Source organism: Rhizobium cerradonense (assembly GCF_030182455.1).
Taxonomy (GTDB): Bacteria; Pseudomonadota; Alphaproteobacteria; order Rhizobiales; family Rhizobiaceae; genus Rhizobium.
In genome coordinates, this window is sequence record NZ_JAQJCK010000006.1 from 18923 (window position 1) to 39828 (window position 20906).

Sequence of the window (20906 nt, forward strand, 5' to 3'; positions counted from 1 at the left end):
CACTTTGCCCAAGACTGCGAAGGCGCCGGGAGTTCCCGGCGCCTTCGTGTTTCAGGAACGCGCCGTTTGCTCGGGCGCCTCCGCTCTTGCGACATCTGCGAGAAGCTGGCGGCCCCAACGATGGAGTCCCGAACGGTGGGTCCGCTCCGTCCAATACATGTCGATCTCGATCGGGATTTGGATGGGGAAGCGGCGTACCGTCAACCGCCCCGCGTAGGTGGTGGCCAGACGGTTCGGGATAGTCGCGACGAGATCGGTTCCGGCTATCATCAGTTCCAGACTATCATGGCTCGGAAGCGTGAGCTGCGGATTCAGCACAATGTCGCGCTCGCGTAAGGCGCTGAAGTAGAGCGCTTGCCATTGGCCGTTATGCGTGACCGCCACATGGGTCGCTTCCCGAAAGCGCTCCAGCGTCATCTCTCCCTCCGCTAGCGGGTTGCAGGGATCCATGACGCAGGAATAGTGATCCGAAAAAATGTGCCGGCGAAAATAGCCTTCCCCTAGGATGCGGACGGGGCCGAGCACGATATCGGCGATATTCTCCTTGAGCTGCTGCTTGCCGTTAACCGCCGATTCCAGAATGTTGACGACGACATTTGGCGCAAGTCGACGCATCGCCTCGATGAAGGCCGGCATCAGCAGGAAGCGCTCATGGTGGTTACACGAAAGTGTCATCACGCCCTCCGCTGTCGCCGGATCAAATTCCGCCGGAACGGCGATCGCCAGCATGCGGTTGACCACCTCGCGCGCATGGCTGACGAGATCTCGGCACTTGTCTGTCTCCGTGATGTGGTTGCCCTGGCGAACGAACAGTGGATCTCCGAATGCGCGTCTTAGACGGTCGATCGTATAGCTGACCGTTGACTGGCTGACGTCCATCTGCATGGCGGCGGCCGAGAAGGAACCGGCGTCATAAACGGTCACCAGCAATTGCATCGATCTAAGATCGATCTGCGCTAGATCTTCTGGAATCACAGGACGCCTCCAGGTCATCAAATTTCTCGATGACCTCTATCGTATCCACCCAATTGGCAGAATGAAAGCTACCGCCTAGCGTCAACGGGTATCAATTTGCTTGGGAGGGCAAGATGGGAGGAGAAGCAATGTCGGTCGTAGAGACATCTGTTGCCCCGCCGGTCATTTCCGATGTGACCTTCGCTGAACTTCTGACTGATCCTTACCCCACATTCAAACGCGCGCGCGACATGGCTGCGGTGGTCCGCATCGAGGCAGCGAATATCCTCGTTGCCACCCGCTATGAGGACATTATGGCGATGGAGCGCGATCCGGAACTTTTTTCGTCCGAAAATCCACAGTCGCTGGTCAACAAGGTTATGGGCCACACTATGATGCGCAAGGATGGCGAAGCCCATGCCCGCGAGCGCAAGGCGGTGGAGCCGGCGCTGCGCCCCGGCGCGGTCAAATCCTGTTGGGGTCCGAAGTTCGAAATCATCTTCGACGAGATCGTGTCCGATTTCGAAAAGGACGGCGAGGCAGACCTCTTCAATGCGCTGGCTGCGCCTATGGCCGGGCGTGCACTTGCCGAGGTACTGGGATTTTTCGGCGTTGATTGGCAGACAATGGCGCTTTGGTCACAGTCGCTGATCGACGGCGCCGGCAACTATTCCGGCGATCCGGAGATTGCACGCAAGGCGGCGGAAGCGGCGAAAGGTGTCGAGGATGCCATTAACCGCGCCCTGCCGCATCATCGTCAAAATCCGAACACATCGGCCCTCTCCTCGATGATCCATGCGGAAGACCCGCACACGATCGAGCAGATTTATGCCAATATAAAGGTGGCGGTCGGCGGCGGACTCAACGAGCCGCGCGACTCCATACTGACCATGGTGCTTGGCCTGCTCGAAAACCCCGATCAGTTGGAAAGAATCAAGTCCGACCCGAACCTATGGCCGACGGCTTTCGAGGAGTCCGTCCGCTGGATTTCGCCGATCGGCATGTATCCCCGCCGGGTTACACGCGACGTCGTTTTTTCCGGTGTCCAATTGCGCGCCGGCGATCAGGTGGGACTGTGCGTTGGCGCTGCTAACCGCGACGATAGTCGTTTCACCGATCCCGATCGTTTCGACGTCTTTCGCGAAAAGAAATCCCACCTCGCCTTCGGAGCGGGGGCGCATTTCTGCGCCGGCACTTGGGTCGCCCGCCATTTGGTCGGTCGCCTCGTCGTGCCGCGCCTTTTCGAGCGGTTGAAGAATTTGCGCCTGAAGGACACCGAAGCATCTCGAATTCAGGGTTGGGTCTTCCGCGGCCCGGTTAATTTGTCGGTGATCTGGGACGCGTGAAGCCAAAATCATCGGAGGAGAACAAAAATGACCGAGATCACATTCATTCTTCCTAACGGAGGGCAAAAAGCCTGCACGGCCAGCGAGGGCCTCAGTCTCATGGAAGTAGCTCTGCAGAATTCGGTGCCGGGCATCATTGCGGAATGCAATGGCGCGGCCGCCTGCGGCACGTGCCACGTGATCGTCGACGATACCCTGATCGACAGCCTCGATCCGATCAGCGATCATGAGAACGACATGCTTGACTTCACGAACGCACCGCGGGAGCCGGGCAGCCGGCTGAGTTGCCAGATCCGGATTGACGGGCGTCTCAATGGCGCGGTCGTCCGCGTTGCGTCGGAGATGTAAACCATGGCGGAGCGGGTAGTGATTGTCGGTGCTGGGCAAGCGGGTTTCGCCGCAGCAGCGAAGCTTCGTCAGCTCGGGTTCAAAGGCTCGATCACGATTTTCGGCAACGAGGGCATCATGCCCTATCAGCGGCCACCTCTCAGTAAGGCCTATCTGCTTGGGAAGCTTGAAGCCGACCGTCTTTCGTTTCGCAATGAAGCCTTTTTCGCAGAGCATAACATCAAGATCCTCCACGACGAACCGGTTCTGAAAATCGATCGCGTCGGCCGGCAGGTCATCACTGTCAACGTCCGCGTCCCTTACGATAGGGTTATTCTGGCGACCGGCGCTGATCCGGTCCGCCTGCCGGCCCGGATCAGCGCCGGTGTCGCCAACATTTTTTATCTACGCAACAAGACGGATGCAGATCGTCTTGGCACGATCATGAAGCCGGGCGCCCGACTGTTGGTGGTCGGCGGTGGCTATATCGGCCTCGAAGTGGCTGCCGCCGCGCGACAGGCCGGTGCCAGAGTCATGCTTGTGGAAATGGCGCCGCGTATCCTAAGCCGGGTCGCTGCCGAACCAACGGCAGACTATTTCAGAGCGCTCCACAGCTCTGAAGGCGTCGATATTCGCGAAGGCGTCGGTCTTCGTGACCTGAAGTCGGAAGGTGCAGCGATCAAGGCTGTTCTCGACAATGGATCTTCCTTTATCATCGATGGGGTCGTGGCCGGTATCGGCGTGCGCCCGAACACCGATCTAGCAGAAGCGGCCGGCCTGAAAGTTGACGGCGGGATTGTCGTTGATGAATTTGGCTGCACAACCGATCCCCTGATTTGGGCAGCCGGAGACTGCGCCTCCTTTATCCATAACGGCGAAATGGTCCGTATCGAATCCGTGCCCCACGCAATCGATCAGGCGGAGCACGTGGCGCGGAATATTTTCGGTGAGGCAAAACCCTATCGTCCGCGTCCCTGGTTCTGGTCGGATCAATACCAGACGAAACTGCAGATCGCGGGCTTCAACCGCGGTTATGATCGCGCGGAGATAGGGGCAAGCGCCCACGAAGGCGGACTGAAGGTTTCTTACTTCAAGGAAAACGCGCTGATTGCCGTTGACTGCATCAACGATGCGCGCGGCTTTATGATGGCGAAGCGCGAACTCGGTTTTTGATCAAAAAAACTCCATTAGTGCTCCAGCGGACGCCTCTGACGTACGGTGCAGGAGCGCCTTCCAGAGGTTCATTTGGAGAATGACGTAAACTCGTCTTGACCTGGTCCATAACTTCGCGGCCGCCCGTGGCACGTCGTAGGCGAATCCAGACGCATAGACACCGATCAGATAGATTGCGGTTTTCTGCACCTTCAATCCATTCGCCGCAATATGGCTGAGATGACCGATCACAAAGCCATCTTGCGGCAGCTATCGGCGCAACGGCGGCAGGCGTCGACGCAGCTCTGCATGTCGCCGATCCGTTTACAGTCGTCGGCGCATTGCGCGCAGATTTCGGCGCATTCGCGGCAGACATGCTTGTGGTGCTCCGAGCCGATCAGCATGAAATGTGCGGAGGTCCGGCAGATCTCCGCGCAGGCCATCATCAGCTTGAAGTGCGGGGGCTTCGTGTGCTCCCCTCCGAGTTCCAGGCAATGCCCCATCGCCACCGACAGGCATTCACTGTAGCAGGCCAGGCAGTTGTCGATGCAGGCCTTCATCTCAGTCGACATGTGATGCATGGCGAAATCTCCTATTTGGCTTCCTTGTCGACCCACTTGGACATCTCCTCGATCTCCTTTTTCTGGGCTTCGATGATCTTCTGGGCCATCTGCTTGGCCTCGTCGTTGTCGCCGTACTTGAGCTCAACCTCCGACATGCTGATCGCGCCCATGTGGTGGGCGATCATGCCGCAGACGAAGGAAACGTCGGCGTCATTCTTCATCATTCCCTGCATCATGTTCATGTGCATGTTTTTCATGCCTTCGATCGACGCCTTCTGGTAATCGGTCATGTCGCCCATCGGCATGCTCTCCGACGGCATGTTCATCTTCGACAAGTCCATTCCTTGGGACTTGCATTTTTCCGGATAAGTCATCGTCGACTGAGCGGAAGCGCCCGGCGAAAGGATTGCCAAGGTTGCGGAGGCAACCGCGGAAGCGATAAAGATAGTGAGCGTATTCATGATCGTGCTCCGATAACTGATTGAGGATGATTTGGTCTCAAGCAGCAGAATTTCGGGGCGGCGGATCGATCGCGCGGATCAACAGCAGCGGCCGATTGAGGGAGGGCGCCACTTCATGCCGTTGCGGTTCCGGTAGTGGCGGCCGTTTAGGCGTTGATCGGCGAAGAGCCGGGATTGGTCATCGGATACCTGCGTGTCTCATCGGTTGACGACCGCCAGCCGGCCGACTGCCGCCTTGATGGGGACCGAACGCACGACTCATCTGAGTCACGAAGCCTCTGAGGTTTATAATAGTTTATTTTTTGGAGAGCTTGTTATGGTAAGTTTTCAGTTCAAGCAGTTTCGACCTCCAAGCCATTGATATGCTTTAAACTCAGCTATATTAGCGGTCGCCAAAACGGCGCCGACTGCACATGCATGGGCGGCGATAAATAAGTCATTCGGACCGAGGGGCGTGCAAGCAGCCCCAAGCTCGGCCCGTATTCCGCCGCATTCGACATCCGCTGGCGCATCCACGCGAGCACTTGAAGACTTGCAAGAATAGCTGTCTATCTGTGCCAGTCGGGCAGGAAAAAGCGGTCACAGCTCCACCAAAAGGATGAACTGGCTCCATGCTATGTCCTAAAGATGCAATTGCCATTTGCTCTGTTTGGCGTCAAATCATGGCCGCGGAAAGATCGCATGGCATGACTTCTGCCGTGATCTGGGGTGATGAATGCGCCAAATGTGTTTGGTCAAGTTCATCGCTATGACTGCGTGTATCGGCTGGGTTGCCCCCACACAGCCCATTGCTGCACCCGCCCACTTGGCGCAGGGGAAGAACCGCTAAACTTCGCGAGGCCGGTGCCCATTTCGCGGACGGTTCGAACCCATCGGAAACACCGAGGTTGCCGTTGCCGCCGCCGTGTTCTTTTCAGTAGTTGCGTCCGTTGTACTGATCCATCTGGGGGATAATCAGATGCGATACTATACACTAGATGCCATCCGTGGCATCGGGGCAATCTCCGTCTTGCTTTTCCACATGGGGTTGGTCTGGCACATAGCACCGTATGGATATCTGGCAGTCGATGTCTTTTTCGCGCTCTCGGGTTTCGTCATGGCGATGACCTATGAGCGGGACCTGAGGTCCGGGATGACAGTGGGGCAGTTTTATACCCTGCGTCTGGAACGCCTCTACCCTACCTACCTGATCGGCCTCGGCCTCGGAACGATTGTCATCGCCGCCAAGGTAAGTGCCGGCGCCGACTGGCCTTCGCCGTGGATTCTGTTCAACGTAGCGATTTTACCAGCGCCGGTCACTGGCGACTTCTTCCCAGCGAATGTTCCGGCTTGGAGCCTGTTCTTTGAGTTGATCGCCTATTTCTGCTTCGCCACCGCCATCCGCGTCCGAAGCTCGACCCTGGTGCTGGTGATAGCCGTCTCGGCTTGCGTGCTCGTGACTCATGGCGGCATCCGAAATGTCGGATCGACATGGGCGGAATTCCCGCTCGGGCTCGCGCGTCTCGGCTTTGCGTTCCCACTCGGCTGGCTGCTGTGGCGCTGGAACGTCCGCCCATGCGAACTTCCGGCGGCGCTCCGCCGCCCGGCCAAATTCCTCGGCGATATGTCTTACCCTCTCTACGTTATCCATTACCCGCTGCTGTCCCCGTTGCAGTTGATACTGGGCAGATATGACCTTGCCGGCCCCCTGCCGGCAATAGCTATCGTGGTCCTGCTGGTCGCGGTTTCGGGATATCTAGCCCACCTAATGTCCCACCGAGCCAAGCATCTGCATGAACAGCATCAAGACCACGAGGATGCCGTCGCCAACCCACCCCGACCTTGATCCTCTTGTTCAGCGGCTACGGCGTGCTACGTCGGTCGACCCTCCATATACTGACGGAGACGAGAATGATGACCAGGACAATGGGGACGATGGCAGCGATCACGACGGCTTCATCATTTCTAACAGGGCATAGGCCATGCGGCCAGAGCTTCCTGACGGCGTTCTCATAGGCGAACTTCCTTACGAGGCTGGCGGCGATACTCGGCCTACAGACGTGACAGAAGTTCACTGCCGGTTCGCCATGGTTCGGCTTCGAACCAATTTCGCAAGTCGGCAGTCGCCTTGACGAGAGGGTCAGGACGCCGCCGTCCTCTTTTGGCTTTTACAATCGGGCGATCCGTTGGCCGGGCAGCTCCATCTTTCCAGGCAGTCCGCAAACTAACCAGGAAAAGGTCGATCGGCTGAGCTACCCCGACAGTGCGCATGGCCGGCGGAGTGTCGGCAAGCGCAGCGAGTCGCTCCTGCAGGGCGCGAATCTCGCGCAACGGCAAGACAGGATCGAGCTCGGCGTAGATTTCCTGCAGACGGGAGCAAGCTACATCGGACGTGCGAGCGTCGGCAATCAGACGCTGATGCGGCGTGGCGGGCGGGTAGAGCCTAGCTAGCTAGCAGCGTGGCGGCCTCTAGCCCTTGAACCGACGATGGCGGCGTCAAAGTAAGCCTTCAGCGTCTCGTTCATGAAGACGGTGTCGTTGTCCGTATCCAGGCCAAGAAGCGCGAACGGCAGTTGCTTGCGCAATTCTGTGACCACACTGCTCAATAGCGTCTGCTCGCGAACCAGCAGCAGATGAGCATCGGCGCGGCTACAACGCGTTTCGGGAAACCTTTTGCGGCTTGTTCGGCGCGGTTTTTTCCGCGCGCTGCCGCGCCGGTCCCCCTGCACTGACGAGGTTATGCGCCGTATTGATAAGGCCAATGTGCGAGAAGGCTTGAGGGAAGTTGCCGAGCAGACGCCGGCCAACGGTATCGAACTCCTCCGAGAGCAAGCCTAAATCGTTACGAAGGCCGAGCAGGTGATCGAACAACCTTTGTGCGTCCTGCCGGCGACCAGTTAGCACATAGGCATCGGCCAGCCAGAAGCTGCACGCCAGGAATACTCCTTCCCGGCCGCCGACACCATCGTCGGTCTCGTTCGTCGAGTAGCGCATGACGAGCCCGCCCTTCATGAGCTCCCGCTCCACCGCAGCTATCGTACCAGCAACGCGGGGGTCGCCGGGGGGTAGAAATCCGACCTGTGGCATCAGCAGAAGGCTCGCATCCAGCGTATCGCCGCCGTAGTACTGGACGAAGCTGTTCTTTTTCTCGTTGAAGCCGTTGGTGCAAATTTCGTCATGAATTTGTCGGCGCACCTCACGCCACTTTGCTCCAGGACCTTCAAGACCGTAGCGCTCGGTGCAGATCACGGCTCGGTCGAATGCCACCCAGGCCATCATGCGCGAGTGGGTGAACGCCCGCGCCGGCCCCCGCACTTCCCAAATTCCGCGATCCGGCGTTTGCCACGCAGTCACCAGGTGAGCAAGCAGCACCTTTTGCAGCCGCCAGGCCTCCTCCTGCGGCTGAAGCTCGGCATCGCGCGCGGCGTTGAGGGTGTCGATCAGTTCCCCATAGACGTCGATTTGTACCTGACCAGCAGCATCGTTGCCGATCCTGACCGGAAGGCTTCCCTCATATCCTTGCAGCCATGGCACCTCGAACTCGGGAAGCCACCGCTCTCCCGCTATTCCGTACATGATCTGGAGTTGGTCAGGAGCGCCCGCAACGGCCCGCAGCAGCCATTGCCTCCACTCCGCCGCCTCCTGGCGATAACCAGAATTCAGCAACGCATAAAGCGTCAGCGCTGGATCGCGTTGCCAGCAATAGCGATAATCCCAATTGCGGGTACCCCCCGATCTTCTCTGGAAGCGAGGTTGTCGGCGCTGCGACTATCCCGCCCGTCGGCGCATAGATCAGCATCTTGAGAGTGATCAGCGAGCGGACCACCGGCTTGCGTCAATGGTCGGGCATGTCTTCAAAGCTGCCGTGCTTTACCCATTCACGCCACCAGATCGTCGCTCGATCGAGCTCCTCCGACCGATCGCGGACGAAGTGCGGCTGCTCGTTCGAAGGATGGTACGACATCGTCATCGGCACGCTGTTGCCGGCTGCTACGGAGAAGCGCGCGCATGTCTTCATGTTGCGGCCTTTCAAGTCCAGTTCAGCGTGCAACTCGACGGCGTTGGGGCCGGCGATCGCGCTGAGACCATAATCCTTCCGCCGCACCCAAGGCACCGCCTGGCCGTTTTCGAACCTCAGCACGAGCTCCATGTCCATTTCGACGGTGCCCGACACGCCCGTCACGATGCGGATCAAATCGACGTGCTGATCGCCTTCGTTGATAGGCATGAAATCGGTCAGCGTAACGACGCCGGTCGCCGTCTCGAACCGGGTTTCTATAATGGCGGTATCCGGAAGGTAGCGCCAGCTCGTCTCCGCTTTGCCGACTGGCGCGATCTTCCAGCGGCCGTTGTCCGGGGTGCCGACCAGCGCTGCAAAGCAGGCGGGTGAATCGAACCGCGGCAGGCACAGCCAGTCAATGGAACCATCCTTACCCACGAGCGCTGCGGACAGCATATTGCCGATCAATCCGTAGTCTTCGATGCGTCGTGCCATGTCCCTGTCACCCCCCATGCGCAAAGGAGGGGTAGTCGGTCATGCCTCCATCGACAAAGACCGTCGTCGCGGTGATGTAGCTGGCGGCATCCGACGCCAACATGATGGCAATGTTCGCCACATCCTCGGGTTCGCCTATCCGGCGCAATGGAATCTTCGTCAAAAAATCCCTATATAGCCCTCGACACCCCGCCAGACTGCCTGATTGATCGGAGTGCGGATCGCTCCTGGCGCGACGCAAAGCACGCGAACGCCATGCGGCGCCGCCTCCTGCGCGAGCGTTTTGGACATCATCGATAAGCCCGCCTTGTTTGCCGCGTAGGCGCTGTAACCGGTCCAGGCGATCACCTCGTGAACGCTGGTGGTATTAAGTACAACGCCTGACCTCTGGGCCACCATGCGTTTGAGTGCTTGGTGCGCACAGAGATACGTTCCCTTCAGGTTAACGTCGATGACCTTGCTCCAGGCGTCGCCATCGGCGTCCCAACCGAGCGCACGTTCGCCGTCGATACCGCCGTTGTTGACCAGTATGTCGATGCCGCCCCAGGCAATGTCCATTTCACCGAACATCGTCTCGACAGCTTTGGGGTCGCTGATGTCAGCCATCAGCCCAACAGCCTGGCCACCGACATCGGTGATGGCCTTAACGAGCCTTTCAGTTTCGTTCGGGTTTACCAGGTAGTTGATGGCAACCCGCGCACCCTCGGAGGCGAAGGCCCTCGAGATCGCGGCTCCGAGACCAGAGTTGCCTCCCGTCACGAGGACACGTTTGTTCGTCAGTCGGAGGTCCATCGTGATGCCCGCAAATTTATGAAACGGTGCTCCAGGCGCAAAAATAAATAACGCCGAAGGGAGCCGCGTTGTTCCTGCCAAGCGAATTGTTGTCGTGCAGAGGCGAAGAATCCGATCCGAAAGGACTCAGGGTTGATGTCATGTTGATGGCACCAGAGGAGTTAAAAATGAGGACATTCGCCCACGGGCCCTGACCATCAAACAAAGGTCGAGACAGTTCCAGTGAAGCATCGCGTCGTCCATCATGATGACGTGGGGCCAGTCACAGCGCCAACAAGGCATTCGTCGAGCGATCCGACTTCGGGGTTGTCATCTCGGCTTCGGCCATGGTTCTTTGCCCGTTGTTTCCCGAAAGGGCTGCCATCTGTGCCCGCTTCTCCTCTCGATATGTCACTGGTTACTCCACGGAAAGACAGGCAGCCCGTTGAGCTCGACCTTACCAAGCCCATCTGCTCCAACATGGCCAAGATGGATCAAGTATCGATAGTTAAGAGTACATGCGGCTTGTACGCAAGCGTTTGCGGTGCTACCATGGCGTCACAAGAGAGTATCGGAGTGCACAATGCCCCAGACTAGCTACAAGATCAGCGAAGCGCGCAAACATTTCGCCGAGGTGCTCGAACGCGCCAACCAGGGTGAGGAAATCGTCATCATGCGCGGCAATGAAGTCTACGCGCGAATCGGTCCGGCCGACGGCGGCAAGCGGCCGTTCGGCCTCTTACGCCAGCGTGGCTTAACCGACGATCTGTTCGACGATGTCGATGCTGAACAGGCGGCCATCGACGCCGGCGACTTTAACGACGATACCGGTGTCTGGCGGGGCAGCCGGGCCGATCGCGGGCCCAAGGCATGAAAGTTCTGCTCGATAGCCACGCCGTCTATTGGTGGACGATCGGCAGCGACCGCCTTTCCATAAAGGCGCGATCGCTGATCGAGGACAAGATGAACACCGTCCTCGTCAGCGCCGTGTCCTTCTATGAACTCGACAACAAGATCCGGCTGAAGAAGCTCGACCTCAAGCCGCAGGAATTGCGCGCCGCCGTTGCCGCCAGCGGCCTGCAGACGCTCGCCATCTCCGATCTGCACGCCGAACTGGCGGCAAGCTTCGACTGGGACCATCGCGATCCTTGGGACCGCATCCTCGCCGCTCAGACGCGGCTGGAACATTGCGCGCTCATGTCGACCGATTTGGTGTTTGACGCGATTTTGCATGAGCGGGTTTGGTGAGGGCAATCGCGATGAAGATTTTTGCGAATATTCCGGAAGCAGCCGAACGATTTGAAGAGCTGATGGATCTTGCCCTGCGTCATGACGAGGTCTTCATCTGCCGAGCCGGGCAGCCTATCGCCGTTCTTACGGCGATGGCGAAGCCGGGCGAGGGCACGATGGATGCGTTTTTGGCATTGGCAGCCGAAGGCCGCTCGACGAACGGTGATCAGACCTCGAACCACGATGAATTCTATGACGAAAACGGACGGTCGAAATGAGCGGCGCGTCGCCAACTTCGATCGAAAGGCGTGCTGAGGAACTCGACTCTCTCGATGCCATTCTTCGATTCGATCGGCGCGACCAACTGGCAGCACTGCTCACCGACGAAGACGTTGCCACATTAAAACATCTGGCCAAAGAGGGTATGGGCGACAACACGATCAGGGCGCTCACCTCCGATCTTGGTTATCTCGAGGCCTGGGCCGCCCTCGCGACCGGCTCTCCCCTGCCCTGGCCGGCGCCGGAAAGCCTCCTGCTAAAATTCGTCGCCCACCATCTGTGGGATCCGGCCGAACGCGCCGCGGATCCGAGCCACGGCATGCCGGCTAAGGTCGAGGCTGGGTTGCGCGCCCAAGGGCTGTTGCGCGTGAACGGTCCGCATGCCCCCGATACCGTGCGGCGTCGCCTGACCTCCTGGTCGATCCTGACGCGCTGGCGCGGGCTGACCGGAGAATTTTCGGCGCCATCGCTGAAGACGGCCTTGCGGCTCGCGATCAAAGCGAGTGGCCGGCCACGACAGCGCAAAAGCAAAATAGCGGTGACCGGCGATGTGCTGGCAAAGCTGCTCGCTACGTGCGCCGGCGAGCGCCTGGTTGATCTTCGCGATCGAGCCTTGTTGTTGACGGCGTTTGCCTCCGGCGGCCGCCGACGCTCCGAGGTTGCGACCCTGCGCGTTGAGGACCTCATCGACGAGGAGCCGGTGCATGCCGATCCGAAAAATGCCGCCTCCCCTCTGCTGCCCTGCCTCACCATCACCCTCGGCCGCACCAAAACGACAAGCGTCGACGACACGGCCCATGTTCTTTTGATCGGCCGGCCGGTCGAGGCGCTGAAGCATTGGATTGAGGTCGCCAGGATCGAGAGCGGACCACTCTTCCGGCGCATCGACCAATGGGGCAATGTCGACCGGCGGGCGTTGACGCCGCAATCCGTCAATCTGATCCTTAAAACACGCTGCGGACAGGCGGGCCTGGATCGGGAAATGTTTTCGGCGCATGGGCTGCGATCGGGTTACCTGACCGAGGCGGCCAACCGCGACATTCCCCTGCCGGAGGCCATGCAGCAGTCTCTGCATAAGTCGATAACGCAGGCCGCGAGCTACTACAACAACGCCGAGCGCAAGAATGGCCGGGCGGCGCGGATCCTGACTTAACCCTTGGCTAAGCCGAATAGAATTAGGCAGAGCTCACTCAATCTTTTGACGGAAAGCAAGCAAGCTGTTGGTTGCGACGCTGTAGCACGGTTGCCACAAACTTCGTCTTCCGCCTACAATGCGTAATTGCATACTTGCGAATGTGTCGTTCTTGCGTATGATTGTCATCATCCGCAAATCAAATTGAGGGAGGCATAAATGCAAGTTGCTACCATGTTTTTGTGCTCCTTCCGCGGAGCGTCTGTGACGGCTTCTCCTCGCATCCGTGTTTGCGTGCGACCGCTGCGTCAACGGAATTGGCAGCTCTAGAGGCCTTTTTTCGCTGCCTTTTGGGCATTCTCAACAAAACTAATGTATCTGGTTGATCGAGCGGCCGTCTGCATATTCGCATTCGTCCCGTCATCAATCACATCAACTTTCGAAAGGAGCCGGCCGCCGGAGCGGTACCGGGATAAGCGATGACCAAGTCCCAATTATTGGTTGCCGACGCCCTTGACCCGGCCATGGATGATCTATGCCGGAAATTTGGTGTTTGGAGAACGGCGACAGCTCTATTCCTGGCAGCCTGGCGGAATTATGAGACCCGCAGAACCCTCCTGCAGCTGTCAAATCGCGAGCTGCGGGACATCGGCTTACCTGAAAGGCAGGATGTATTAGGGGAGCAAATCAGCTTGGTCCTGCACATGCGCCGTTTCGGCTAAAGGGACTTTGTAACGAGTGCCGAGCCATCTCTCGACAGTCAGTTCTGCCCGGAAATTCTTGCTGAAGCGACTGCTCTGGCCGAGCAGTCGCGAAGACCCCGCTTGTCGCATATCATATGGATCTGAATGATCGACCTTCTCGAGCCAAAGCCAGCCCAAAACGATCGGCCGGGCGATCCCTTCCAAAATGGCCAATTTTGCGCAATTTCCGCCAAGGAAGCCCGCTGATGCGTATTTGGCTGTCGCGATCGGTCGTTGCCTATCTTTGATCCAAAACTCACGCTTTATGGCTGCCCATTTTGATGATAAAACACCTTGGCAAAGGCTCGTTTTCTCACGCATTCATTATCTGTACACACCCCGCGAAAAACGGGCCAAATCTAATTTTATCCCTCCAAAAATTTTGCAGCAGAGCTACATGGCGCCCCCAATCGCGAGCGCGCCATGCCAATATAGCGACGGTTCCAAACCGGCCCGAACGGGTCGGAGCGAGAGCGTCTCTGACACCCCCTTGTTCCTTGCCTGTCATTCCGGCCGCTCACCAAGCCTTGAAATTCCAAACCGGAAGTTTGGACACATCCTCACCGTCCGGAAGGCCGATATCCTGGCGCATGCGATTGGACAGATGAGAGGTTTGGTTTGCCTCTTGATGGCGCCGCCAGACGGCGAGAAGCAACGCAAACGCGGTCTTCCGAGCGCCGAATTTCAGGCAGAGTTCATTAACCGTTGCCGAAAGGGTATCAGCAACCAAAGATTGTGCTTCGCGCATAGTGTCTTTCCCGGCGCAACGACGCAACCAGGTCCTTTCGAAGGTCAAAAGACGCGCGGATAACGGACGCGAAAATACGAACGTTCGTTCCGGTAGCCGGTCACGTCAAGATAACAGGGAAAATGCTAAACGGCAGAGAATCCGAGGGCTTAGAAAGCCAGGTGCCAATGTCGGCTTGGGCTCGAAGCGCAGCGCATCGACACCACCACGGCCATTCCGCCAGAGAAGCGTCTAAACATGACAATTGATTTCATTTCACGCCTCCTCTGATTTGATTGCGGATGCGCGTATGGTACACGAGATCGGTCAATCGGCAAGCATGCAATTTCACATTGCAGGAAATGGAGCTAAATTCGTTGCGGAAATGCAACACTATTCCGACACCGCTCGCGTCTCTGCTTGCATCATTTGGCCGTTCATGGAGTGACATGTCACCCCGTTTGACAGGCGTCACACTTGACCGCGCATTGCCCTTGCCGCTTTAGTGAAAAATGTTTCGGCGGTCCGTGAAGGGGAGAGACGCGGACGAAATTGGCCGGGAAACCTTGGGGAGGACCTCTCTTGTCGCTTAGACATCAGATCATTGCGCTTGCGATCATTCCGCTCGTAGTCGCGATCCTGGCGATCACGAGTTTCATCACTTGGCAGTCGGCGAGCCTTACCCAAGTCAATATCGCGACATTCGAGCAGAACATGCTGAAAGCCAAGGAAACCGAAATCCTCAACCTGACCAATCTTGCCCTTTCGGCGATCCAGGCGACCTACGGAGATGCGGCCGCGGACGATCAGGCGGCCAAGGAAAAGGTAGCGGCGATCCTGACTTCGCTCGACTACGGCAAGGACGGATATTTCTTTGTCTATGACTATGACGGCAACAATATCGTCCATCCGCGCCAAATCTTCCGGCATGGCCGCAATTGGCTCGATCTGACTGATCCCAACGGCGACAAGGTCATCGCCGAGCTGATCGCGACTGCAAAGGCGGGCGGCGGCCTGCACCAATACAAGTGGCAAAAGCCATCCAGCGGCCAGGTGGCCGACAAGCTGTCCTTCGTCGTCGGGCTCGACAAGTGGCGCTGGGTCGTCGGAACTGGCGTCTATCTCGACGACGTTTACGCGCAGACGGCGGCGGCAAATGCGAGCATGCGCGCCAGTATCAAAAGCACCTTTGTGATCGTGGCGCTGATTGCCGTTCCCGCTGTTATCGTCGTCTTCACGACCTGCATGCTGCTTACTTTTCACGAGCGGCGCATGGCCGACGGCAGGCTCAAGGCACTGACCCAGCGGGTGATCGACACGCAGGAGGAAGAACGCGCCCGGCTTGCCCGAGAACTGCATGACGGCATTTCGCAAAATCTACTCGGCGTCCGCTACGCCATGGATCTTGCCGGCCGCAAAGTCAGGACCGACGTCAACGATGCGGCGCGCACTATCGAGCGCGGCGTGGAGGCGCTGAATGGCGCGATCAAGGAGATCCGGCGGCTGTCCCACGATCTGCGCCCGCGTGTGCTCGACGACATGGGTCTCACCGCAGCGCTCGAGGCTTTGTGCCATAACTTCGAGGAGCGGAGCGGGATCACGACCGAAATCGAAGCGACCGGTTTCGTCGATCGGCTAAAACCCGAGGCCAGCACGGCTCTCTATCGCGTTGCTCAGGAGGCATTCAACAACGTCGAGCGGCATTCCGGTGCGAGCCGCCTCGCGGTAAAACTTTGGAGCGACGGCGGGCGGGCGCGCATGACCATCTCCGACAACGGTACGGGCTTTGGCGACGCCAAAACGGCAGGCGTCGGCGGCCACGGTCTAGGTCTTCGCAACATGCAGGAGCGAATGGCGCATTTCCGCGGCCTGCTTCTGATCGACAGCACGGCCGCTGGCACGACATTGACAGCGATGATGCCGAAATCAGCCAATACGCAACCCCGCGATCAGGTCAAAGCCGCATGACAGCGCGTCCCAAAATCAAGGTACTGCTGATTGACAACCACCCGCTGGTGATCGATGGGCTGAAAGCCGTGCTCGAAACCTACGATCATATAGAGGTCGTAGGAGCGGCAGGGCTGGCACAGTCCGGCCTGGACATCGGCCGCGACACGCGGCCCGAGGTCGTGCTGATGGATATCAACATGCCGAAGCTAAATGGGATCGACGCTATCGAGCTCTTTCGAAACGAATTGCCCGAGGCGCGCGTCGTCATGCTCTCCATGCATGACAGCCGGGAATACATCTCCTCCTCCGTGATGCGCGGTGCCGCCGGCTATGTTCTTAAGGATGTCTCGACCGACGAAATCGTTTTGGCCATCGAGACGGTGGCTGAGGGTGGAACATACTTCTCGTCCGGTGTCGTCGACGTGCTGATGGAGCGGAAGAGCGGAAACGACACGGATTCCCTGACACCGCGCGAGCGCGACATCCTCGGCCTCATTGTTTCCGGAAGGAGCAACAAGGAGATGGCCGAAGCCCTCGGTATTACGCCCGCCACGGCCGAGACGCACCGCAAGAACGTCAAGAAGAAGCTCAACATTGCAACGACCGCAGGCCTCATCCGCTATGCGCTCGATCACGGCATCAGCGTCAAAACGCGATGAATCGGCGTTCTACCCACTTCTGGGTAGGCCCGACCATTTCACTCCGTAGCCATCTTGTCTGACGAAAATCGTCACCATAGGACTTTACTGCGGCTGGCTTCAGGGCGAGCCGTTGGGAGGAATTCAAATGCATTGCGTCTGCTGCCGTTCAACCGGGGAACCTGTTGCAACGGCACGAGCCAAGCTGGCCTCGGCTGGCGACTGACAGGCTCGCCTTCCACGCTGACAACCGCAACTTGCCGCCACGTGTGGCGCCCGGAAGGTATCTGACATGGAAAAATCACGGAGCAAGGCAGCGCTTTGGCTGCTCGTCATTCCCTACATCGGCCTGCTCTGGCCATCCCTCTATAACATGCGCGAGCCGGCCTTGTTCGGTTTTCCCTTCTTCTATTGGTACCAGCTTCTCTGGGTGCCGATTACCGCGGCGCTGACCTTTATCGCCTATCGGAGCACGCGCCATGACGACTGAGATCGACAGCACGGCGCTCGCCGTCTTCCTCTTCTTTTTCGCGCTCGTAACAATCTTGGGCTTCGTCGCGTCCCGCTGGCGCAAACCAGCCACGCTTGCCCATATCGACGAATGGGGCCTCGGCGGCCGCAGCTTCGGCACCTGGATCACCTGGTTCCTGGTTGGTGGCGATTTCTATACGGCCTATACGGTGATTGCCGTCCCGGCATTGGTCTACACGGTCGGCGCTTATGGCTTCTTTGCTCTGCCCTATACGATCGTCGTCTATCCCTTCGTCTTCATGGTGATGCCTGTTCTCTGGAAACGGGCAAGGGATTTCGGCTACGTGACCGCCGGTGACGTCGTGCATGGCCAATATGGTTCGCGCCCACTCGAACTCGCCGTGGCGGCGACCGGCGTCATCGCCACCATGCCCTATATCGCGCTGCAGCTCGTCGGCATGACCACGGTCCTGAAGGCCCTCGGCCTGCATGGCGAACTGCCATTGGCGATCGCCTTTATTGTGCTGGCGCTCTACACCTATTCGGCGGGTCTGCGCGCTCCGGCTTTGATCGCCTTCGTCAAGGACATCATGATCTACATCGTGGTGATCACTGCTGTGGCACTCATTCCCTCAAAACTCGGCGGCTATGCCAATGTGTTCGCCGCAGCCGATGCCGCATTCCAGGCCAAGGGATCCGGCAATCTACTCCTTGGCGGCAACCAGTATGTCGCCTATGCGACGCTCGCCTTGGGCTCGGCGCTCGCGGCCTTCATGTATCCGCATACTTTGACGGGCATCTTCGCCTCGAACAGCGGCAAGACGATCCGCAAGAATGCCGTCCTGCTGCCAGCCTATACGCTGCTGCTGGGTCTTCTTGCCCTGCTCGGCTATATGGGCCATGCCGCTGGCCTGAAGCTCGAAAGCCCCAATGATGTCGTGCCGGCGCTTTTCAAGACGCTGTTTTCGGGCTGGTTCTCCGGCTTCGCCTTCGCGGCGATTGCGATCGGCGCCCTGGTTCCGGCGGCGGTGATGAGCATTGGCGCGGCAAACCTTTTCACTCGCAATTTCTGGAAGGCCTATGTCAATCCGGAGGTAAGCAGCGCGGGCGAAGCCAAGGTCGCCAAACTGACCTCGCTCGTGGTTAAGGTGGGTGCCCTGCTCGTCATCATCTTCCTGCCGACGCAGTTTGCGCTCGACCTGCAATTGCTGGGCGGCATCTGGATCCTGCAGACGCTTCCTGCCCTGGTCTTCGGCCTCTACACCAATTGGTTCCGTGCGCCGGGCCTGCTTGCTGGCTGGTTCGTCGGCTTCATCGGCGGCACCTTCCTCGTATGGGATGCCGGCTGGAAGCCGCTGCACCTGATCAGCCTCGGCGGAGAACCGTTCACCATCTATACCGGCCTGCTTGCTCTTGCGGCAAACATCGCCGTAGCGGTGGTGATCAACGCCGTCGTGCCGGCAAGGACCCCGGCGCGGGCTTGAAGCAAAAAGCCGAAGGACCGCAACAATGCGGTCCTTTGGATGAACACCATCTAGGGAAGGCATGCGATCGGAACCCCTATCCTGCTCCTAGAAAAGCGGCACAAAACGACCGTTTCACCACTTCCCACACCTCACTTTAGGACGCGCGGAATTATCATACTAATATCCAGAATACGCAGACATATACAATAAGCGAAAGGAATATCCGATTGACGGCGGCGCTTGCCTCCGGAACACGTAAGAATGCACAGAGGGTTAACCTTCTTCGACACGTTATCGTCATCACTATTTTTATGAAATAAGTGATGGTGGTTTTTGAGCTCGGATTTTTCATATTCACTTAGTCGGCTCTTTAAAATCCTTCGCCGTCTGCGAAAGGATAGAGGCGGCAACGTCGCCATCGTCACTGCCCTCGCCATGGTGCCCATGCTCCTCGCTGTCGGCGCGAGTTTCGACTATATCCGGGCCTACAATGTCAGGCAGAGCATGCAAAGCGATCTTGACGCGGCCTTGATCGCCGCCGTCAAACAGATCGACACCGAAGACACTGACGCTCTCAAGGAAAAGGTTTCCGACTGGTTCCATGCGCAGGTAGAAAGCAGCTATACGCTTGGCGACATCGAAATCGATACGAGCAACCATCGCATAACGGCAACGGCAAGCGGCACCGTTCCGACGACTTTGATGCAGCTCGCAAATATCACTACCGTTCCCGTCAGCGTATCAAGTGCCGTCAAAGGGCCGGCCACGTCCTATCTCAACGTGTACGTCGTCATCGACAAATCCCCTTCGATGCTTCTGGCGGCAACGACTGCGGGTCAGCAGACCATGTACTCGGGCATCGGATGCCAGTTCGCCTGCCACACGGGCGACGAACACACTGTCAGCGGCACGTACTACGCCAACAACTACGCCTACAGCACCGCAAAGAAGATAAAGCTGCGCGCCGACGTTGCCGTGGATGCCGTCAGCGAAGTGCTCGATATGATTGATGAGTCCGACAGCAATCATGAACGTATCAAAGTCGGCCTATACAGCTTGGGTGACACGGCCACGGAAGTTCTGGCTCCCACCCTGGATACTACGACCGCGCGCAAACGCCTTTCAGACGACAACTACGGTCTCACAAGCGCAACGTCGACGACCTATACTTATTTTGACGTCTCCTTGACGGCGCTGAAGAAGATGGTCGGTACCGGTGGGGATGGCACCTCCTCGGCAAAACCGCTCAAGCTGGTTCTTCTGCTGACGGACGGTGTCCAGTCGCAGCGCGAGTGGGTGATCAACGGGGTGACGTGGTACAAGAACAAGGCCATATCCGGGTTATACTGGAACAAGGTGGCGCCGCTGAATCCGGATTGGTGTGCCTACATCAAGAACCAATCCGCCACCATGGCGGTTCTTTATACCGAATATCTGCCGATCACCACGGACTGGGGTTATAACGCAACCGTCGGCTCGACCATGGCGAGCGCCAGCTGGAAGAGCACCTGGGGCGGCACCATGGATAGCGGCGTATCGACAAGCATCACGAGACGCGACTATATCCCCTATGCGCTTGCCGACTGCGCATCCTCCAAGAGCCTGTTCATTTCTGCCTCGTCGTCGGCGGACATCACGACCGGTTTGTCTGCGCTCTTTACGCAATATCTCACATCCGTGCGGCTGACCCAATGAGGCGAGCGAAACCGTTTGCACTCTTGCGCCGCTTCCTCGCCGATCGCCAAGGCGTGGCCGCGATCGAATTCGCGATCCTGGCCATACCGCTGTTTATGTTCATATTTGCGACCATCGAAGTGTCGCTGATGTTTTTCGTGAACTCCGCATTGGACGCTTCGGTGCAAAAGATCTCGCGAATGATCCGTACCGGCGAGGTCGCATCCTCCAACCTCACATTGGCCGATTTCAAGGCCAAGATTTGTAACGACATGCTCCTGTCGTTCGAATGCTCCGATAATCTTTTGGTAAAGGTCGACGTACTTTCCGACATATCGACCGTCGCCAGCACCGATCCCATCGACAGCAGCGGCAATCTTACCGTCACCGAGACTTATAATATCGGCAAGGGCAGCGACTACATCCTGGTGCAGGCGTTTCTGCCCTGGACCGCCGTCGTCAATTTTCTCACCTTGTCGAGCGCCGAGCTTTCCGATGGCCGCTATCTGCTCGGATCTTCCGTTCTGTTCCGCAACGAGCCTTTCTAA

23 protein-coding genes and 2 pseudogenes are annotated in these 20906 nt (G+C 58.3%); 15 read left to right on the top strand and 10 right to left on the bottom strand.

Going from position 1 to position 20906, the window contains the following annotated elements; all coding sequences use genetic code 11:
• Positions 1-51: 51 nt before the first annotated feature.
• A complete protein-coding gene (locus tag PH547_RS15325) occupies positions 52-975 on the bottom strand; it encodes a LysR family transcriptional regulator (RefSeq protein ID WP_285168754.1) in 924 nt (307 codons plus the stop codon).
• 128 nt (positions 976-1103) lie between these two features.
• Here PH547_RS15325 and PH547_RS15330 point away from each other — a divergent pair, with 128 nt between their 5' ends.
• From PH547_RS15330 to PH547_RS15340, 3 genes are read left to right on the top strand one after another with little or no spacing between them, the layout of a single operon-like run.
• Entirely contained in the window at positions 1104-2300 is a 1197-nt protein-coding gene (locus tag PH547_RS15330) for a cytochrome P450 (RefSeq protein WP_285168755.1), read from the top strand.
• A 27-nt stretch (positions 2301-2327) separates the two neighbouring features.
• Entirely contained in the window at positions 2328-2648 is a 321-nt protein-coding gene (locus tag PH547_RS15335) for a 2Fe-2S iron-sulfur cluster-binding protein (protein WP_285168756.1), read from the top strand.
• 3 nt (positions 2649-2651) lie between these two features.
• Positions 2652-3800 carry an NAD(P)/FAD-dependent oxidoreductase gene (locus PH547_RS15340; RefSeq protein WP_285168757.1) on the top strand — a complete coding sequence of 383 codons (1149 nt, stop codon included), beginning with the start codon at positions 2652-2654 and terminating at the stop codon, positions 3798-3800.
• A gap of 227 nt (positions 3801-4027) precedes the next feature.
• Here the strand turns inward: PH547_RS15340 and PH547_RS15345 are convergent, their stop codons facing one another.
• Complete coding sequence (locus PH547_RS15345; RefSeq protein WP_285168758.1) at positions 4028-4360, bottom strand: four-helix bundle copper-binding protein; 333 nt, start codon at positions 4358-4360, stop codon at positions 4028-4030.
• A gap of 11 nt (positions 4361-4371) precedes the next feature.
• Entirely contained in the window at positions 4372-4803 is a 432-nt protein-coding gene (gene copM / locus PH547_RS15350; RefSeq protein ID WP_285168759.1) for a CopM family metallochaperone, read from the bottom strand.
• A 958-nt stretch (positions 4804-5761) separates the two neighbouring features.
• Here copM and PH547_RS15360 point away from each other — a divergent pair.
• Positions 5762-6628 carry an acyltransferase family protein gene (locus PH547_RS15360; protein WP_285168760.1) on the top strand — a complete coding sequence of 289 codons (867 nt, stop codon included), beginning with the start codon at positions 5762-5764 and terminating at the stop codon, positions 6626-6628.
• 209 nt (positions 6629-6837) lie between these two features.
• Here the strand turns inward: PH547_RS15360 and PH547_RS15365 are convergent.
• The 5 genes and pseudogenes from PH547_RS15365 to PH547_RS15385 all read right to left on the bottom strand — a co-directional run.
• A pseudogene (locus PH547_RS15365) lies at positions 6838-7412 on the bottom strand (ISNCY family transposase); the annotation flags it as partial.
• Between the two features lie 19 nt (positions 7413-7431).
• Positions 7432-9277: pseudogene (locus PH547_RS15370) on the bottom strand (glycoside hydrolase family 15 protein).
• 7 nt (positions 9278-9284) lie between these two features.
• Positions 9285-9425: an SDR family oxidoreductase gene (locus PH547_RS15375; protein ID WP_285168761.1), complete on the bottom strand. Its 141-nt coding sequence runs from the start codon at positions 9423-9425 to the stop codon at positions 9285-9287.
• Positions 9426-9436: 11 nt separating this feature from the next.
• Positions 9437-10069, bottom strand: a complete 633-nt coding sequence (locus PH547_RS15380) for an SDR family NAD(P)-dependent oxidoreductase (RefSeq protein WP_285168762.1) — start codon at positions 10067-10069, stop codon at positions 9437-9439.
• Positions 10070-10331: 262 nt separating this feature from the next.
• Positions 10332-10463: a hypothetical protein gene (locus tag PH547_RS15385; RefSeq protein ID WP_285168763.1), complete on the bottom strand. Its 132-nt coding sequence runs from the start codon at positions 10461-10463 to the stop codon at positions 10332-10334.
• 168 nt (positions 10464-10631) lie between these two features.
• Here PH547_RS15385 and PH547_RS15390 point away from each other — a divergent pair, with 168 nt between their 5' ends.
• From PH547_RS15390 to PH547_RS15410, 5 genes are all read left to right on the top strand, one after another.
• Entirely contained in the window at positions 10632-10922 is a 291-nt protein-coding gene (locus tag PH547_RS15390; protein ID WP_283053453.1) for a type II toxin-antitoxin system Phd/YefM family antitoxin, read from the top strand.
• On the top strand, positions 10919-11296 hold the full coding sequence (locus tag PH547_RS15395; RefSeq protein ID WP_285168764.1) for a type II toxin-antitoxin system VapC family toxin: 378 nt from the start codon (positions 10919-10921) through the stop codon (positions 11294-11296). The genes PH547_RS15390 and PH547_RS15395 overlap by 4 nt, the downstream gene beginning before the upstream one ends.
• Before the next feature lie 11 nt (positions 11297-11307).
• On the top strand, positions 11308-11556 hold the full coding sequence (locus PH547_RS15400) for a type II toxin-antitoxin system Phd/YefM family antitoxin (RefSeq protein WP_285168765.1): 249 nt from the start codon (positions 11308-11310) through the stop codon (positions 11554-11556).
• The gene (locus tag PH547_RS15405; protein ID WP_285168766.1) at positions 11553-12710 is read left to right on the top strand and encodes a site-specific integrase; all 1158 of its coding nucleotides are present in this window, start codon (positions 11553-11555) and stop codon (positions 12708-12710) included. The genes PH547_RS15400 and PH547_RS15405 overlap by 4 nt, the downstream gene beginning before the upstream one ends.
• A gap of 503 nt (positions 12711-13213) precedes the next feature.
• Entirely contained in the window at positions 13214-13411 is a 198-nt protein-coding gene (locus PH547_RS15410; RefSeq protein WP_285168906.1) for a YjiS-like domain-containing protein, read from the top strand.
• Here the strand turns inward: PH547_RS15410 and PH547_RS15415 are convergent.
• Both PH547_RS15415 and PH547_RS15420 read right to left on the bottom strand, forming a co-directional pair.
• A complete protein-coding gene (locus tag PH547_RS15415; RefSeq protein ID WP_283053448.1) occupies positions 13364-13753 on the bottom strand; it encodes a hypothetical protein in 390 nt (129 codons plus the stop codon). The two genes, PH547_RS15410 and PH547_RS15415, sit on opposite strands and share 48 nt — an antisense overlap.
• A gap of 196 nt (positions 13754-13949) precedes the next feature.
• Complete coding sequence (locus PH547_RS15420; RefSeq protein ID WP_285168767.1) at positions 13950-14180, bottom strand: DUF1127 domain-containing protein; 231 nt, start codon at positions 14178-14180, stop codon at positions 13950-13952.
• A gap of 561 nt (positions 14181-14741) precedes the next feature.
• Between PH547_RS15420 and mctS the strand changes: the two genes are divergently transcribed.
• The 6 genes from mctS to PH547_RS15450 all read left to right on the top strand — a co-directional run bounded on the left by mctS (position 14742) and on the right by PH547_RS15450 (position 20906).
• Positions 14742-16127, top strand: coding sequence for a two-component system sensor histidine kinase MctS (mctS, locus tag PH547_RS15425; protein ID WP_285168768.1), 1386 nt, complete (start codon positions 14742-14744; stop codon positions 16125-16127).
• Positions 16124-16768, top strand: a complete 645-nt coding sequence (gene mctR / locus PH547_RS15430; RefSeq protein ID WP_285168769.1) for a two-component system response regulator MctR — start codon at positions 16124-16126, stop codon at positions 16766-16768. Before mctS ends, mctR begins: the two co-directional genes overlap by 4 nt.
• A 271-nt stretch (positions 16769-17039) precedes the next feature.
• Entirely contained in the window at positions 17040-17237 is a 198-nt protein-coding gene (locus PH547_RS15435; protein WP_260304815.1) for a DUF3311 domain-containing protein, read from the top strand.
• On the top strand, positions 17227-18702 hold the full coding sequence (gene mctP / locus PH547_RS15440) for a monocarboxylate uptake permease MctP (protein ID WP_285168771.1): 1476 nt from the start codon (positions 17227-17229) through the stop codon (positions 18700-18702). Before PH547_RS15435 ends, mctP begins: the two co-directional genes overlap by 11 nt.
• Positions 18703-19017: 315 nt before the next feature.
• Entirely contained in the window at positions 19018-20379 is a 1362-nt protein-coding gene (locus PH547_RS15445) for a TadE/TadG family type IV pilus assembly protein (protein ID WP_285168772.1), read from the top strand.
• A complete protein-coding gene (locus PH547_RS15450) occupies positions 20376-20906 on the top strand; it encodes a TadE/TadG family type IV pilus assembly protein (protein ID WP_285168773.1) in 531 nt (176 codons plus the stop codon). Before PH547_RS15445 ends, PH547_RS15450 begins: the two co-directional genes overlap by 4 nt.